This window comes from Streptomyces sp. SID3343 (genome assembly GCF_009865215.1).
In the GTDB taxonomy this organism is placed as follows: Bacteria; Actinomycetota; Actinomycetes; order Streptomycetales; family Streptomycetaceae; genus Embleya.
The window spans coordinates 1-15,901 of record NZ_WWJX01001165.1; the positions used below are offsets into that span (position 1 = coordinate 1).

Annotated in this window: 10 protein-coding genes and 1 tRNA gene; 9 read left to right on the forward strand and 2 right to left on the reverse strand. The window is 67.4% G+C overall.

The genetic code is table 11. From position 1 onward, the window contains the following. Positions 1 to 59: 59 nt before the first annotated feature. Positions 60 to 1,103: an adenosine deaminase gene (locus GT354_RS36355; protein ID WP_161360652.1), complete on the reverse strand. Its 1,044-nt coding sequence runs from the start codon at positions 1,101 to 1,103 to the stop codon at positions 60 to 62. A gap of 353 nt (positions 1,104 to 1,456) precedes the next feature. Then, the gene (locus GT354_RS36360) at positions 1,457 to 2,698 is read right to left on the reverse strand and encodes a pyridoxal phosphate-dependent aminotransferase (protein WP_161360653.1); all 1,242 of its coding nucleotides are present in this window, start codon (positions 2,696 to 2,698) and stop codon (positions 1,457 to 1,459) included. Between the two features lie 226 nt (positions 2,699 to 2,924). Between GT354_RS36360 and GT354_RS36365 the strand changes: the two genes are divergently transcribed. From GT354_RS36365 to GT354_RS36405, 9 genes are all read left to right on the forward strand, one after another. Further along, positions 2,925 to 2,997 (forward strand) — tRNA-Trp (locus tag GT354_RS36365). Positions 2,998 to 3,185: 188 nt separating this feature from the next. Next, positions 3,186 to 3,443: a preprotein translocase subunit SecE gene (gene secE, locus GT354_RS36370; protein ID WP_161360678.1), complete on the forward strand. Its 258-nt coding sequence runs from the start codon at positions 3,186 to 3,188 to the stop codon at positions 3,441 to 3,443. 152 nt (positions 3,444 to 3,595) lie between these two features. Continuing rightward, positions 3,596 to 4,438, forward strand: a complete 843-nt coding sequence (gene nusG / locus GT354_RS36375; RefSeq protein ID WP_346012340.1) for a transcription termination/antitermination protein NusG — start codon at positions 3,596 to 3,598, stop codon at positions 4,436 to 4,438. Between the two features lie 171 nt (positions 4,439 to 4,609). Beyond that, entirely contained in the window at positions 4,610 to 5,044 is a 435-nt protein-coding gene (gene rplK / locus GT354_RS36380) for a 50S ribosomal protein L11 (RefSeq protein WP_161360654.1), read from the forward strand. A gap of 161 nt (positions 5,045 to 5,205) precedes the next feature. After that, positions 5,206 to 5,922, forward strand: coding sequence for a 50S ribosomal protein L1 (rplA, locus tag GT354_RS36385; RefSeq protein WP_161360655.1), 717 nt, complete (start codon positions 5,206 to 5,208; stop codon positions 5,920 to 5,922). Between the two features lie 484 nt (positions 5,923 to 6,406). After that, positions 6,407 to 6,970, forward strand: a complete 564-nt coding sequence (gene rplJ, locus GT354_RS36390) for a 50S ribosomal protein L10 (RefSeq protein WP_161360656.1) — start codon at positions 6,407 to 6,409, stop codon at positions 6,968 to 6,970. A gap of 95 nt (positions 6,971 to 7,065) precedes the next feature. Next, the gene (gene rplL, locus GT354_RS36395; protein WP_161360657.1) at positions 7,066 to 7,449 is read left to right on the forward strand and encodes a 50S ribosomal protein L7/L12; all 384 of its coding nucleotides are present in this window, start codon (positions 7,066 to 7,068) and stop codon (positions 7,447 to 7,449) included. 929 nt (positions 7,450 to 8,378) lie between these two features. Next, positions 8,379 to 11,858, forward strand: coding sequence for a DNA-directed RNA polymerase subunit beta (rpoB, locus tag GT354_RS36400; protein ID WP_161360658.1), 3,480 nt, complete (start codon positions 8,379 to 8,381; stop codon positions 11,856 to 11,858). A 138-nt stretch (positions 11,859 to 11,996) separates the two neighbouring features. Then, positions 11,997 to 15,872, forward strand: a complete 3,876-nt coding sequence (locus GT354_RS36405; RefSeq protein WP_161360659.1) for a DNA-directed RNA polymerase subunit beta' — start codon at positions 11,997 to 11,999, stop codon at positions 15,870 to 15,872. Positions 15,873 to 15,901 lie beyond the last annotated feature (29 nt).

Genomic DNA, 15,901 nt, shown 5'->3' on the forward strand with positions numbered 1-15,901 from the left:
AGCCCCGCCCGCACCCGACCCAGCCCGCGCCCCCCGGAACCCACCGGGGGCGCGGCGGCCTACGCGCCCACCTGGGCCGGTTCCGCCACGAGCCACGCCTCGACGCCGTCCAACAGCGTGCGTTGCGCGTCCGCCGGGGCCACCGACCCCAGGATCGACTGCCGTGCCAGCTCCGCCAGCTCCGCGTCCGTGAACGCGTGGGCGTCCCGAGCGATCTCGTACTGCGCCGCGAGCCGCGACCCGAACAGCAACGGGTCGTCCGCGCCCAACGCGATCGGCACGCCCGCCTCGAACAGCTTCCGCAGCGGAACGTCCGCGGCCTTGTCGTACACGCCCAGCGCGACGTTCGACGCCGGACACACCTCGCACACGATCCGCCGCCGCGCGAGCGAGGCCATCAACTCCGGATCCTCCGCCGCCCGTACCCCGTGCCCGAGCCGCCGCGCGCCCAGCACGTCCACGCATTCGCGGATGCTGCGCGGGCCGTCCAACTCACCGCCGTGCGGATTCGCGAACAAGCCGGCGTGCCGCGCGATCTCGAAGGCCCGCTCGAACGCCGGCGCCCGTCCCCGCCGCTCGTCGTTGGACAGGCCGAATCCGACGACACCACGATCGGTGTACTGGGCCGCGAGCCGCGCGAGCGTTCGGGCCTCCAACTGATGCTTGGTCCGGTTCGCCGCGATCACCACGGCCATCCCGATGCCGGTCGTCGTCCGGGCGGCGTCCACGGCGTCCAGGATGGTCTCCACCGCAGGGGTCAAACCGCCGAGCCGCGGTGCGTACGACGTGGGGTCGACCTGGATCTCCAGCCACCCCGAGCCCTCGGCCCGATCGTCCTCGGCCGCCTCGGTCACGAGCCGATACACGTCGGCCTCGGTCCGCACGCACGACCGCGCGATGTCGTACAGCCGCTGGAACCGGAACCATCCGCGCTCGTCGGTGGCCCGCAATCGCGGTGGTTGGCCCGACGTCAACGAATCGGGCAGTCGCACGCCGTGCAGATCCGCCAGTTCCAACAGGGTTGCCGGCCGCATGGATCCGGTGAAGTGCAGGTGGAGATGGGCTTTCGGAAGGGTGCGGACATCGCGTGCGGGTCGATCCATTCACAGATTGTGGCCCACCCGCCCCGGGCCTGGGACGCCTACGGCGGATCATCCCCTGAAGGGGAACCGAAAAGCCGGGAAACAACGGGCGACACCGGGTGACAACGGACGTCACCCGACTACAAAACCTGCCGCACGCACTCGGTGAGAATCGGACACGCCCGGTCACCGCGAACGGGCGGCGGCCATCGAAGGGCAAGCAAAAGGCCGCCGCACGGTGTCCCGTACGACGGCCTTCAACGCCTCACAACCACAGGAGGTTCGGCCACTGCAGAAACCGCACCGACCGCAGCCGCAGCCGATCCGCAGCAGTAGCCCCCGCTTCACTTCACCTTCGCTTCACTTCGGTTGCTTTACTTCGCCTCGCCCAGCAGCTTCGCGATCCGGCCCACGCCCTCGACCAGGTCCTCGTCGCCCAGCGCGTACGAGAGGCGCAGGTAGCCCGGCGTGCCGAAGGCCTCGCCCGGGACCACCGCGACCTCGACCTCGTCCAGGATCAGGTTGGCGAGTTCGGCGGAGGTCTCCGGGCGCTTGCCGCGGATCTCCTTGCCCAGCACACCCTTCACCGACGGGTACGCGTAGAACGCGCCCTTGGGCTCGGGGCAGGTGACGCCGGGGATCTCGTTCAGCATTCGCACGATGGTGCGCCGACGACGGTCGAACGCGACCTTCATCTCGGCGACCGCCGACAGGTCGCCGTTCAGCGCCGCGATCGCGGCCGCCTGCGCGACGTTGCAGACGTTGGACGTCGCGTGCGACTGGAGGTTGCCCGCAGCCTTGATCACGTCCTTGGGGGCGATGATCCACCCGACCCGCCAGCCCGTCATCGCATACGTCTTCGCGACGCCGTTGACGATGACGCAGCGGTCCGCCAGCTCCGGGACGACGACCGGCATCGACACGAACTCGGTGTCGTCGTAGACCAGGTGCTCGTAGATCTCGTCGGTCAGCACCCAGATCCCGTGCTCGACCGCCCAGCGGCCGATCTCCTCGGTCTGCGCCCGCGAGTAGACCGCGCCGGTCGGGTTCGACGGCGAGACGAACACGAGCACCTTGGTGCGCTCGGTGCGCGCGGCCTCCAACTGCTCGACCGACACGAGGTAGTCCGTGGTCTCGTCGGCCACGACGTCGACCGGGACACCGCCCGCGAGCTTGATCGACTCGGGGTAGGTCGTCCAGTACGGCGCGGGCACGATGACCTCGTCGCCCGGGTCCAGGATCGCCGCGAACGCCTCGTAGATCGCCTGCTTGCCGCCGTTCGTGACGAGCACCTGGGACGGGTCCACCGACAGGCCCGAGTCGCGCAGCGTCTTCGCGACGATCGCGGCCTTCAGCTCCGGCAGACCGCCCGCCGGGGTGTAACGGTGGAAACGCGGCTCGCGGCACGCGGCCACCGCCGCCTCCACGATGTAGTCGGGCGTCGGGAAGTCCGGCTCGCCGGCACCGAAGCCGACGACGGGACGACCGGCGGCCTTGAGGGCCTTGGCCTTGGCGTCGACCGCGAGCGTCGCGGACTCGGCGATGGCACCGACGCGGGCCGAAACCCTGCGCTCGGACACGGGCACGGACTGGGGGCTGGAGGTTGGAGCCGTCATGCCGGCCATCGTCCCATTTCCGCTCGGTCGCGGGCATCCGGGTTTGGTCACGAAGACCCGCCGAGAACACGGACACGACCCGAACCGGTGGCGCGTTCCGGACGGGTTCGACCTGAAGCACCGAACCCCGTACACTCGACGCTTGGCGGTCCGAACCTGCATGCTGCCGCGCCCGAAAATTTCGTGTCTTCGGGTCGGCGACTCCGCTAGGTTGGTGACCACGTGAAGGGCACTAGCTCAATTGGCAGAGCACCGGTCTCCAAAACCGGGGGTTGGGGGTTCAAGTCCCTCGTGCCCTGCGATGTGCGGCTTCGGTCGATCCCCGGATCGACCGTGACCCGTACGCAGTCTGCGCAAACTGTCGGCGCCGACAACCCCGTCGGTGATCCACGGTCGGACCGGATCAGGTGAGGACGAGTTGACGGAGGCCCACGGCTCCACGGCTACGCCCGAGCACAGCAGCTCTGACGGCCACGGCTCCGACGACGTGCCCCCTGGTGGTCGTCGGGCGAACCGCCCGAAGGGTTCTTCGGGTAAGCCGGAGCAGAAGAAGAAGAATCTGTTCGCGCGTGCTGCTCTGTTCTACCGACAGATCATCGCCGAGCTGCGCAAGGTCGTCTGGCCGACCCGCAACGAGCTGACCACCTACACCACGGTCGTCATCGTCTTCTGCGTGATGATCATCGCGATCGTCTACGGCCTCGACTTCGGCATCGCGAAGGCATCGCTCGCCATCTTCGGCTGAGCCGCCGGCTCGCGACAGCCGGCTCGCGCCGACGACCGACCTACGCTCGCAACGTCTGCAACGCCTGCAACGACCGTTCGACCCCCAGCCAGGAAGAAGCACCCAACGTGTCTGACCCGAACCTGTCCGCCGACAACTCCGTCGATGAGACGGTGCCCCTGTCGGAGCAGGCGGAGGCCGCAGCTCTCGAGGACTCAACCCTCGAGGACGCAGCCGAGGCCCCGGCCGTCTCCACCGATGACGATGTGGAAGACGTCGAGGCCACCGAGGACGACGCACCGGGTGCCGACGCCGAGGACGACGCCGAAGAGGCCGAGGACGACGACGCCGAAGCGGGCGACGACGTCGAGGCCGCGGACGCCGACGAGGACGACGACGCCGAGATCGAGGACGCTCCCGAGGGCGACCCGGTCGAGGACTTCAAGGACGCGCTCCGTCGCGCCCCGGGCGAGTGGTACGTCATCCACTCCTACGCGGGCTACGAGAACCGCGTGAAGGCCAACCTCGAATCCCGTACCACCTCGCTCAACATGGAGGACTACATCTTCCAGGTCGAGGTGCCGCAGGAAGAGGTCGTCGAGATCAAGAACGGCCAGCGCAAGACCGTCAAGCGCAACAAGTTCCCCGGCTACGTGCTGGTCCGCATGGACCTCACCAACGAGTCGTGGGGCGCCGTTCGCAACACCCCGGGCGTGACCGGCTTCGTCGGCAACGCGCACGAGCCCTTCCCGCTCACCCTGGACGAGGTCGTCAAGATCCTCGCCCCGGAGGAGGAGAAGTCGGCCGGCGGCAGTGGCTCGAAGAGCCCGGCCGAGGTCAAGGTGCTCGACTTCGAGGTCGGCGACTCGGTCACCGTCATCGACGGTCCCTTCGCGACGCTTCAGGCGACGATCAACGAGATCAACGCCGACTCGCAGAAGGTCAAGGGCCTGGTGGAGATCTTCGGGCGCGAGACGCCGGTCGAGCTGTCGTTCAACCAGATCCAGAAGAACTGATACTTCCCCCAGGTGGGGCCCCGTTTCGCCGGGGCCGCACACGGGTGGTGGACAAGGCGCCCTCACAACGATGGTTATCGTTGAGGGGGCGCCGCACCGCGTGGCGGGCCCGAACACGTCCGCGCTCCGCGTGGTGATCGGGACGTACATCTCGTCGAAGGACCCGGAAACATGCCTCCCAAGAAGAAGAAGCTGTCAGCGATCATCAAGCTGCAGATCAAGGCCGGCGCAGCCACGCCGGCCCCGCCCGTTGGTCCCGCTCTGGGCCAGCACGGCGTCAACATCATGGAGTTCTGCAAGGCCTACAACGCGGCGACCGAGTCGCAGCGTGGCGACATCGTCCCGGTGGAGATCTCGGTCTACGAAGACCGTTCCTTCACCTTCGTGACGAAGACGCCGCCGGCCGCGCGCCTGATCCTCAAGGCCGCCGGTGTCGAGAAGGGCTCCGGCGAGCCCCACAAGACCAAGGTCGCCAAGGTCACCCGCGAGCAGGTTCGTGGCATCGCGCAGACCAAGATGGCCGACCTGAACGCGAACGACATCGACGCCGCCGAGAAGATCATCGCCGGCACCGCGCGTTCGATGGGCATCACCGTCGAGGGCTGATCCAGCCTCACGGGCCGGTCGTACCGCACGTCGTACGTACCGCACGTCGTACCGAACATCGCGAGGACGCGGCGCACCCGGTGCGCGGCAGTCTCGCGGAGTGGAAGGGTCCGCGCGACCCGCTCCCACCACAACTCCTTTCAGAATTCCAGGAGCTCTCAGTGAAGCGCAGCAAGTCCTACAACGAGGCCGACGCCAAGGTCGACCACGACCGGCTCTACTCGCCGCTCGAGGCCGTTCGCCTGGCGAAGGAGACCTCCACCTCCAAGTTCACCGGCACCGTCGAGGTGGCCATGCGCCTGGGCGTCGACCCGCGCAAGGCCGACCAGATGGTCCGCAGCACGGTCATCCTCCCGCACGGCACCGGCAAGACCGCCCGGGTCCTGGTCTTCGCGACCGGTGACCGTGCCGAGGCTGCCAAGGCCGCCGGCGCCGACATCGTCGGCTCCGACGAACTCATCGACGAGGTCGCGAAGGGCCGTCTGGACTTCGACGCCGTCGTCGCGACCCCGGACCTCATGGGCAAGGTCGGCCGCCTGGGCCGCGTGCTCGGCCCGCGTGGTCTCATGCCGAACCCGAAGACCGGCACGGTGACGCCCGACGTGGCGAAGGCCGTGAACGAGATCAAGGGCGGCAAGATCGAGTTCCGCGTCGACAAGCACTCGAACCTGCACTTCATCATCGGCAAGACGTCGTTCGACGACACCCAGCTCGTCGAGAACTACGCCGCCGCCCTCGACGAGGTGCTTCGTGCGAAGCCGTCGGCCGCCAAGGGTCGCTACATCCGTAAGGTCGGCGTCTCGACCACGATGGGCCCCGGCATCCAGGTCGACCCCAACCGCACCCGCAACCTCCTGACGGAGGAAGAGGGCGTCTGATCCGCCCCCGCACGCGAACGAGGCCCGGCACACCCCACGGTGCGCCGGGCCTCGGCGCGTCGAACGCCGGACCCTCGAAACACACCCGGGCCTCGTCGGCGGTGCGGAAGGTCCGCGTGCGCACGTCGCGGACTCCTCGCACAACCCCGCGCGATCTGCCCGACCGGAAACGATTTGCTCCGAACGAGGGCAGTCCCGTACCTTGGCACCAAGCCAAAGACCGTCGGTCGTTGTCGCTGTGCCGCAAGGCAGGGTGACAAACGAAGGTTCTGCTCACTGCGGACGACCAGCGTAGGTGTGAACGAGAGACGTTGCCCTGGATCGCGCGCATCGCGCCGATCGAGGATGTACGCCCCGTGCGCCTGCGCCGGGGCGTTTTTGTATGTGGTCTCCTCCTTCCGCCCTGCGGACCGGCGAATTCATCCGGCAGACGACCGACCGCACAGGTCGGTCGGCAATCGCATCGCGGAAGGAGGCCAGCCCTATGGCGAGGCCCGACAAGGTGGCCGCGGTCGCCGAGCTCACGGAGAAGTTCCGTGACTCGAACGCCGCAGTGCTGACCGAGTACCGCGGGCTCACCGTCGCGCAGCTCAAGGAGCTGCGTCGTTCGCTCGGTGAGAACGCGCAGTACGCCGTGGTGAAGAACACGCTGACCAAGATCGCCGCCAATGAGGCGGGCATCGATCAGCTGGACGCCCTTCTCGAAGGTCCGTCCGCGATCGCGTTCGTCACGGGTGACCCCGTCGACGCCGCGAAGAGCCTGCGTGACTTCGCCAAGGCGAACCCCCTTCTCGTCATCAAGGGCGGTGTCCTTGAGGGCAAGGCGCTCAGCGCCGACGAGATCAAGAAGCTCGCGGACCTCGAGTCCCGCGAGGTGCTGCTCGCCAAGCTTGCGGGCGCCATGAAGGCATCCATGGCCAAGGCCGCGGCTACCTTCCAGGCTCCGCTCACGGAGTTCGTCCGCACCGCGGACGCGCTTCGCGCGAAGGTCGAGCAGGGCGGTGCCGGCGAGCCGGCTCCCGCCGCCGAGGCCGAGACCGCCGAGTAACTCCGGCAGTCGCGACCCTGGTCGCAGGGGGCAGCGCCCCCGCCAATCCACATCACCCGGCACCTGCCGAAATGATCAGGAAGGACCGCCACATCATGGCGAAGATCAGCACCGACGAGCTTCTCGGTCACTTCAAGGACATGACCCTCATCGAGCTCTCGGACTTCGTGAAGCTCTTCGAGGAGACCTTCGACGTCAAGGCTGCCGCCCCGGTCGCCATCGCGGGCCCCGCGGGCCCGGGCGCCGTCGCCGAGGCCCCCGAGGAGCAGGACGAGTTCGACGTCATCCTCACGGGTGCCGGCGACAAGAAGATCCAGGTCATCAAGGAGGTGCGCGCCCTCACGAACCTCGGCCTCAAGGAGGCCAAGGACCTCGTCGACGGCGCCCCGAAGCCCGTCCTGGAGAAGGTTTCCAAGGAAGCGGCCGAGAAGGCCAAGGCTTCCCTCGAAGGCGCCGGCGCGTCCGTCGAGGTCAAGTAATTCGACGCCGCCCGCAAGGGTGGCCTCACCGAAGGCGATCGTCCGTCAGGGCGGTCGCCTTCGGGCTTTTTGGAGGGGCTGCGCGCTCCGGTCGGACTCGCTCGGGTCGATCCCGGCTCAGTGTCGGCTCGAAGAGGCTCGATTTTGGACCGGTGCCGACCGGGTCTCGGCTCGACGCCGGGCTGTCCCCGGTCCGATCCCCGCCCCCGCTTTGGCCCGGGGCCGATCCCAGCTCGACTTCCGACCGCTCGAACGTCGGGCGAGGGCTGTTCCGCAGCCGCTCCGAAGGTTGCGCCGACGCCGCTTCGTCCCCCTCACCAGGCCGTTCCGAGGCTGCTCTGAAGTCGGCCGAAAACCACCCGTAACCCCCTTCGCGACAGGCCCGAGAATGCGGAACAACCCGCTCGGCGTCGCTCGAAAGGGTGATACTCCCAACACTGTGAGCGTTCGCCGAATGCCTGCCGCGGGCGGCGGAACACGCCCGGGAGGGAGCGCGACACGGCGCGCGAGCGAGGGTCGGCGCGCAGTTGCGTGACGGCTGTCGGACCGGGGGGCTACGGTGTTTTTCAGGCTTCCCGAGACCCCGCGTGGACTCGGTCGGCCGCTGTGACGAGACTCTCGCCGCAGGCAGGGGGTTCGGGACCAAGGTCCGGTTTTCCCGGCGCTCGAAAGGGTTCCGTCGGCCGTCAGGGGGAAAGCAACCCCTTGACGAACGGATCGGGGCGCGCAATTCTTCGGACGCACCCCTGAAGCACGGTTGCCGGGCGGCTTGTCGTCCGGGTTTGGTGACCGGCCCTTCATAGGGGCTGGACAGCGGTGTGCCTTGTGGCTACACTGACCCTTTGCGCTGCCTATTGACTCCTCCCGGTGTATGAACCCGGGCCGTCCAGTATGCGCATAGTGAGTCCGAGCCCTCGGAAGGACCCCTCTTGGCCGCCTCGCGCACCGCCTCCGCTACCAACCCCGGCGCCGCCACTGCCCCGCTCCGCATCTCCTTCGCCAAGATCAGGGAACCCCTGGAGGTTCCGAACCTTCTCGCGTTGCAGACCGAGAGCTTCGACTGGCTGCTCGGCAACAGTGCGTGGAAGGCACGGGTCGAGGCCGCCCTCGCGGGCGGACAGGATGTACCCACCAAGTCCGGTCTGGAGGAGATCTTCGAAGAGATCTCTCCGATCGAAGACTTCTCCGGTTCGATGTCCCTGACGTTCCGGGATCACCGGTTCGAGCCTCCGAAGAACTCCATCGAGGAGTGCAAGGAGCGCGACTTCACCTACTCGGCGCCGCTGTTCGTCACGGCCGAGTTCACCAACAACGAGACCGGCGAGATCAAGAGCCAGACGGTCTTCATGGGCGACTTCCCGCTCATGACGAACAAGGGCACCTTCATCATCAACGGCACCGAGCGTGTCGTGGTGTCCCAGCTGGTTCGCTCCCCGGGTGTCTACTTCGACAGCCAGGTCGACAAGACGTCCGACAAGGACATCTTCAGCGCGAAGGTCATCCCCTCGCGTGGTGCCTGGCTGGAGCTGGAGATCGACAAGCGCGACACCGTCGGTGTCCGTATCGACCGCAAGCGCAAGCAGAGCGTCACCGTTCTGCTGAAGGCGCTGGGCTGGACCGACTCCCAGATCCTCGAGGAGTTCGGCCAGTACGAGTCGATGCGCCAGACCCTGGAGAAGGACCACACCCAGGGCCAGGACGACGCGCTGCTCGACATCTACCGCAAGCTGCGTCCGGGGGAGCCGCCGACCCGCGAGGCCGCGCAGACCCTGCTCGAGAACCTCTACTTCAACCCGAAGCGCTACGACCTCGCCAAGGTCGGCCGCTACAAGGTGAACAAGAAGCTCGGGGTCGAGCAGGCGTTGGACGCCGGCGTCATGACGGTCGAAGACGTCATCGCGACCATCAAGTACCTCGTCAAGCTGCACGCCGGCGAGACCGAGATGGAAGGCGCGTCCGGCCAGGAGATCGTGGTCGAGGTCGACGACATCGACCACTTCGGCAACCGTCGCCTGCGCAACGTCGGCGAGCTGATCCAAAACCAGGTCCGCACCGGTCTCGCCCGCATGGAGCGCGTGGTCCGCGAGCGCATGACCACGCAGGACGTCGAGGCGATCACGCCGCAGACGCTGATCAACATCCGGCCGGTCGTCGCCTCCATCAAGGAGTTCTTCGGTACCAGCCAGCTGTCGCAGTTCATGGACCAGACGAACCCGCTGTCGGGCCTGACCCACAAGCGTCGTCTGTCCGCGCTCGGCCCCGGTGGCCTCTCGCGTGAGCGGGCCGGCTTCGAGGTCCGCGACGTGCACCCCTCGCACTACGGCCGCATGTGCCCGATCGAGACCCCCGAAGGCCCGAACATCGGTCTGATCGGCTCGCTCGCGTCCTACGGTCGCGTCAACGCGTTCGGTTTCGTCGAGACCCCGTACCGCAAGGTCGTCGAAGGCCGCGTCACCGACGGCGTCGACTACCTGACGGCCGACGAGGAAGACCGCTTCGTCATCGCCCAGGCGAACGCGCCGCTCAAGGAAGACGACGTCTTCGCCGAGGCCCGTGTGCTCGTCCGTCGCCGCGGCGGCGAGATCGACTACATCCCCGGCGACGAAGTCGACTACATGGACGTCTCGCCGCGCCAGATGGTGTCCGTCGCGACCGCGATGATCCCCTTCCTGGAGCACGACGACGCGAACCGCGCGCTCATGGGCTCGAACATGATGCGCCAGGCCGTGCCGCTCCTGAAGGCGGAGTCCCCGCTGGTGGGCACCGGCATGGAGTACCGCGCCGCGGTCGACGCCGCCGACGTCATCACGGCCGAGAAGCCGGGTGTCGTCCAGGACGTCTCCGCGGACTACATCACCGTGATGAACGACGACGCGACGTACACCACGTACCGCGTGCAGAAGTTCATGCGCTCGAACCAGGGCACGTCCTTCAACCAGAAGGTCGTCGTCGACGAGGGCGCCACGGTCGTGGCCGGCCAGGTGCTGGCCGACGGTCCGTGCACCGAAGAGGGCGAGATGGCCCTCGGCAAGAACCTCCTCGTGGCGTTCATGCCGTGGGAAGGCCACAACTACGAAGACGCGATCATCCTGTCGCAGCGTCTGGTGCAGGACGACGTCCTCTCCTCGATTCACATCGAGGAGCACGAGGTCGACGCCCGTGACACCAAGCTGGGCCCGGAGGAGATCACCCGGGACATCCCGAACGTCTCCGAAGAGGTCCTCGCCGACCTGGACGAGCGCGGCATCATCCGCATCGGCGCCGACGTCGTGCCCGGCGACATCCTCGTCGGCAAGGTCACGCCCAAGGGCGAGACCGAGCTGACCCCCGAGGAGCGCCTGCTCCGCGCGATCTTCGGCGAGAAGGCGCGCGAAGTGCGCGACACCTCGCTCAAGGTCCCGCACGGCGAGTCCGGCAAGGTCATCGGCGTCCGCGTCTTCGACCGCGAGGCCGGCGACGAGCTGCCGCCGGGCGTGAACCAGCTGGTCCGCGTCTACGTGGCCCAGAAGCGCAAGATCACCGACGGTGACAAGCTCGCCGGACGTCACGGCAACAAGGGCGTCATCTCGAAGATCCTGCCGGTCGAGGACATGCCGTTCCTGGAGGACGGCACCCCGGTCGACATCATCCTCAACCCGCTCGGTGTCCCGTCCCGGATGAACCCGGGTCAGGTTCTGGAGACGCACCTCGGCTGGGTCGCCAAGACCGGCTGGAGTGTCGAGGGCGACGACGAGGCGTGGAAGGGCCGGCTGCGCGCGATCGCGGCCGACCAGGGTGCCCCCGGCACCAACGTCGCCACCCCGGTCTTCGACGGCGCGCGCGAGGAGGAGATCACCGGTCTCCTCGACTCGACCAACAAGACCCGCGACGGCGTCCGTCTGATCGACGGCACCGGCAAGGCGAAGATGTACGACGGCCGCTCCGGCGAGCCGTTCCCGCACCCGGTCTCGGTCGGGTACATGTACATCCTCAAGCTCCACCACCTGGTCGACGACAAGCTGCACGCCAGGTCGACCGGTCCCTACTCCATGATCACCCAGCAGCCGCTGGGTGGTAAGGCTCAGTTCGGTGGCCAGCGCTTCGGTGAGATGGAGGTGTGGGCACTCGAGGCATACGGTGCCGCCTACGCCCTCCAGGAACTGCTGACCATCAAGTCCGACGACGTCCTCGGCCGCGTGAAGGTGTACGAGGCGATCGTCAAGGGCGAGAACATCCCCGAGCCGGGCATCCCCGAGTCCTTCAAGGTGCTCATCAAGGAGATGCAGTCGCTCTGCCTCAACGTGGAAGTCCTCTCCAGCGACGGTATGTCGATCGAGATGCGTGACACCGACGAGGACGTCTTCCGCGCTGCGGAAGAGCTTGGTATCGACCTGTCGCGGCGCGAGCCGAGCAGCGTCGAAGAGGTCTGAGGCTCCCTCCCGGGTCCCGGCCGTGAGGCCGGGCCCGGGATTTCGACCCCAGTCCTGATGAAGACACACACTGGTGATCACGGGGAGCCCCATCCGTGACCGCCGGGACCAAACCCCGAAAGAGGGATTGACGAAACAGTGCTCGACGTCAACTTCTTCGACGAGCTGCGTATCGGCCTCGCCACCGCCGACGACATCCGCCAGTGGTCGCACGGTGAAGTCAAGAAGCCCGAGACCATCAACTACCGCACCCTGAAGCCGGAAAAGGACGGACTCTTCTGCGAGAAGATCTTCGGTCCGACCCGGGACTGGGAGTGCTACTGCGGCAAGTACAAGCGCGTCCGCTTCAAGGGCATCATTTGTGAGCGCTGCGGCGTCGAGGTAACTCGCGCCAAGGTGCGTCGTGAGCGCATGGGCCACATCGAGCTCGCCGCGCCCGTCACGCACATCTGGTACTTCAAGGGCGTGCCCAGCCGCCTCGGCTACCTGCTCGACCTCGCCCCGAAGGACCTCGAAAAGGTCATCTACTTCGCGGCGTACATGATCACGTACGTCGACGACGAGCGTCGCCAGCGCGACCTGCCGTCTCTCGACGCCAAGATCTCGGTCGAGCGGCAGCAGATCGAACAGCGCCGTGACGCCAGCGTCGAAGAGCGCCAGAAGAAGCTCGAGACCGACCTCGCCGAGCTGGAGGCCGAGGGCGCCAAGTCCGACGTCCGCCGCAAGGTGCGCGAAGGTGCCGAGCGTGAGATGAAGCAGCTTCGCGACCGCAACCAGCGCGAGCTCGACCGTCTCGACGACGTGTGGACCCGGTTCAAGAACCTCAAGGTCCAGGACCTCGAAGGCGACGAGATCCTGTTCCGCGAGATGCGCGACCGCTTCGGCACGTACTTCTCGGGCGGCATGGGCGCGGCCGCGCTCCAGCGCCGTCTGGAGTCCTTCGACCTCGACGCCGAGTCGGAGAAGCTCCGCGAGATCATTCGCACCGGCAAGGGCCAGAAGAAGACCCGCGCGCTCAAGCGTCTCAAGGTCGTCTCCGCGTTCCAGCAGACCCGGAACAGCCCCAACGGCATGGTCCTGGACTGCGTCCCGGTCATCCCGCCGGACCTGCGTCCGATGGTGCAGCTGGACGGTGGCCGCTTCGCGACCTCCGACCTCAACGACCTGTACCGCCGCGTGATCAACCGCAACAACCGGCTCAAGCGCCTGCTCGACCTCGGTGCCCCCGAGATCATCGTGAACAACGAGAAGCGGATGCTCCAGGAGGCCGTCGACGCGCTGTTCGACAACGGTCGTCGTGGTCGTCCGGTGACGGGTCCGGGCAACCGGCCGCTCAAGTCGCTCTCGGACATGCTCAAGGGCAAGCAGGGTCGTTTCCGTCAGAACCTGCTCGGCAAGCGCGTGGACTACTCCGCGCGTTCGGTCATCGTCGTCGGCCCGCAGCTCAAGCTGCACCAGTGCGGTCTGCCGAAGGCCATGGCGCTCGAGCTGTTCAAGCCGTTCGTGATGAAGCGCCTGGTGGACCTCAACCACGCGCAGAACATCAAGTCGGCCAAGCGCATGGTCGAGCGCGCCCGCCCCGTGGTGTGGGACGTGCTCGAAGAGGTCATCGCCGAGCACCCGGTGCTGCTCAACCGCGCACCGACGCTGCACCGTCTGGGCATCCAGGCGTTCGAGCCGCAGCTCGTCGAGGGCAAGGCCATCCAGATTCACCCGCTCGTGTGCACCGCGTTCAACGCGGACTTCGACGGTGACCAGATGGCCGTCCACCTGCCGCTCTCCGCGGAGGCGCAGGCCGAGGCCCGCATCCTCATGCTGTCGAGCAACAACATCCTGAAGCCGGCCGACGGTCGCCCCGTCACCATGCCGACCCAGGACATGGTGCTCGGCCTGTTCTTCCTGACCTCCGAGCGGGAGATCACCAAGGGCGGGGGACGCAGCTTCGCGTCCACGGCCGAGGCGATCATGGCGTTCGACGCTCGGGAGCTCGACCTTCAGGCGAAGATCGAACTGCGGCTTCCGGCGGGCACCGTCCCGTCGCGCGGTTGGGTCGCCCCCGAGGGCTGGGAGCCCGGTCAGCCGCTGCGTGTGCGCACGTCGCTCGGCCGTGCGCTCTTCAACGAGCTGCTGCCGGCGGACTACCCGTTCGTCGACGACGAAATCGGCAAGAAGACCCTGTCGATCATCGTCAACGACCTCGCGGAGCGTTACCCGAAGGTGGTCGTGGCGGCAACGCTCGACAACCTGAAGGAGGCCGGCTTCCACTGGGCCACCCGTTCCGGTGTCACCGTCTCGATCTCCGACGTCGTCGTTCCGCCGGCGAAGAAGGAGATTCTGGAGCGCTTCGAGGCTCAGGCCGAGAAGGTCCAGAAGCAGTACGAGCGCGGCCTGATCACCAAGGACGAGCGCCAGCAGGAGCAGATCCAGATCTGGACGAAGGCGACCAACGAGGTCGCCGACGCGATGAACGCGAACTTCCCCAAGACGAACCCCATCTTCATGATGGTCGACTCGGGTGCTCGCGGAAACATGATGCAGATGCGTCAGATCGCGGGCATGCGTGGTCTGGTGTCGAACGCCAAGAACGAGACGATTCCTCGTCCCATCAAGGCGTCCTTCCGTGAAGGCCTGTCCGTCCTCGAGTACTTCATCTCGACGCACGGTGCCCGTAAGGGTCTGGCCGACACCGCGCTGCGTACCGCCGACTCGGGTTACCTGACCCGTCGCCTGGTGGACGTCTCGCAGGACGTGATCGTGCGCGAGGAGGACTGCGGCACCGACCGCGGCCTCGTCCTGTCGATCGCGACCCGCGGCGCCGACGGCGTGCTCCGCAAGGACGACGACGTCGAGACCAGCGTGTACGCCCGCAACCTGGCCGAGGACGTCGTCGTCGACGGGAAGGTGCTGGCCCCGGCCAACGCCGACCTCGGCGACGTCATCATCAACCACCTGGTCGCCGAGGGCGTCGAGTCGGTCAAGACCCGCTCGGTGCTGACGTGCGAGTCCAAGGTCGGTACGTGCGCCATGTGCTACGGCCGGTCGCTGGCGACCGGCAAGCTCGTGGACATCGGCGAGGCGGTCGGCATCATCGCCGCCCAGTCGATCGGTGAGCCCGGTACCCAGCTGACGATGCGTACCTTCCACACCGGTGGTGTGGCGGGTGACGACATCACCCAGGGTCTGCCCCGTGTCGTCGAGCTCTTCGAGGCGCGCACCCCCAAGGGTGTCGCCCCGATCAGCGAGGCGGCCGGTCGGGTCCGCATCGACGACACCGAGAAGACCCGCAAGGTCGTCGTGGTGCCGGACGACGGTTCCGAGGAACTGGCGTACGCGGTCAGCAAGCGCTCGCGCCTGCTGGTCGGCGAGGGCGACCACGTCGACGTCGGCCAGAAGATGCTCGTCGGCGCGGTCAACCCGCACGACGTGCTGCGCATCCTCGGCCAGCGCGCGGTGCAGATCCACCTCGTGGCGGAGGTCCAGCAGGTCTACCGCTCGCAGGGTGTGTCGATCCACGACAAGCACATCGAGATCATCATTCGGCAGATGCTCCGCCGCGTGACGATCATCGAGTCGGGCGACGCCGAGCTGCTTCCGGGCGAGCTCGTCGAGCGTGGGCGCTTCGAGACCGAGAACCGTCGCGTGATGTCGGAGAGCGGGCACCCGGCCTCGGGCCGTCCGCAGCTCATGGGCATCACGAAGGCGTCGCTGGCCACCGAGTCGTGGCTGTCGGCGGCCTCCTTCCAGGAGACGACCCGAGTGCTGACCGACGCGGCGATCCACGCCAAGTCGGACCCGCTGCTCGGCCTGAAGGAGAACGTCATCCTCGGCAAGCTCATCCCGGCCGGTACGGGCATGCCCCGCTACCGCAACATCCGGGTCGAGCCCACCGAAGAGGCGAAGGCCGCGATGTACTCGATGTCCGGGTACGACGAGGCCGACTACTCCGCCTTCGGCTCCGGCTCCGGCCAGGCCGTCCCGCTGGAGGAGTACGACTTCGGCGGTTACCAGGGCTGATCGGCCCCGGGATCGACAAGCAGTAGCGG

Excerpts from the sequence above, each read along its gene's own strand:
- GT354_RS36355 (WP_161360652.1), bottom strand. The coding sequence starts at position 1,103 with ATGGATCGACCCGCACGCGATGTCCGCACCCTTCCGAAAGCCCATCTC.
- GT354_RS36360 (WP_161360653.1), bottom strand. The coding sequence starts at position 2,698 with ATGACGGCTCCAACCTCCAGCCCCCAGTCCGTGCCCGTGTCCGAGCGC.
- rplK (WP_161360654.1), top strand. The coding sequence starts at position 4,610 with ATGCCTCCCAAGAAGAAGAAGCTGTCAGCGATCATCAAGCTGCAGATC.
- rplJ (WP_161360656.1), top strand. The coding sequence starts at position 6,407 with ATGGCGAGGCCCGACAAGGTGGCCGCGGTCGCCGAGCTCACGGAGAAG.
- rplL (WP_161360657.1), top strand. The coding sequence starts at position 7,066 with ATGGCGAAGATCAGCACCGACGAGCTTCTCGGTCACTTCAAGGACATG.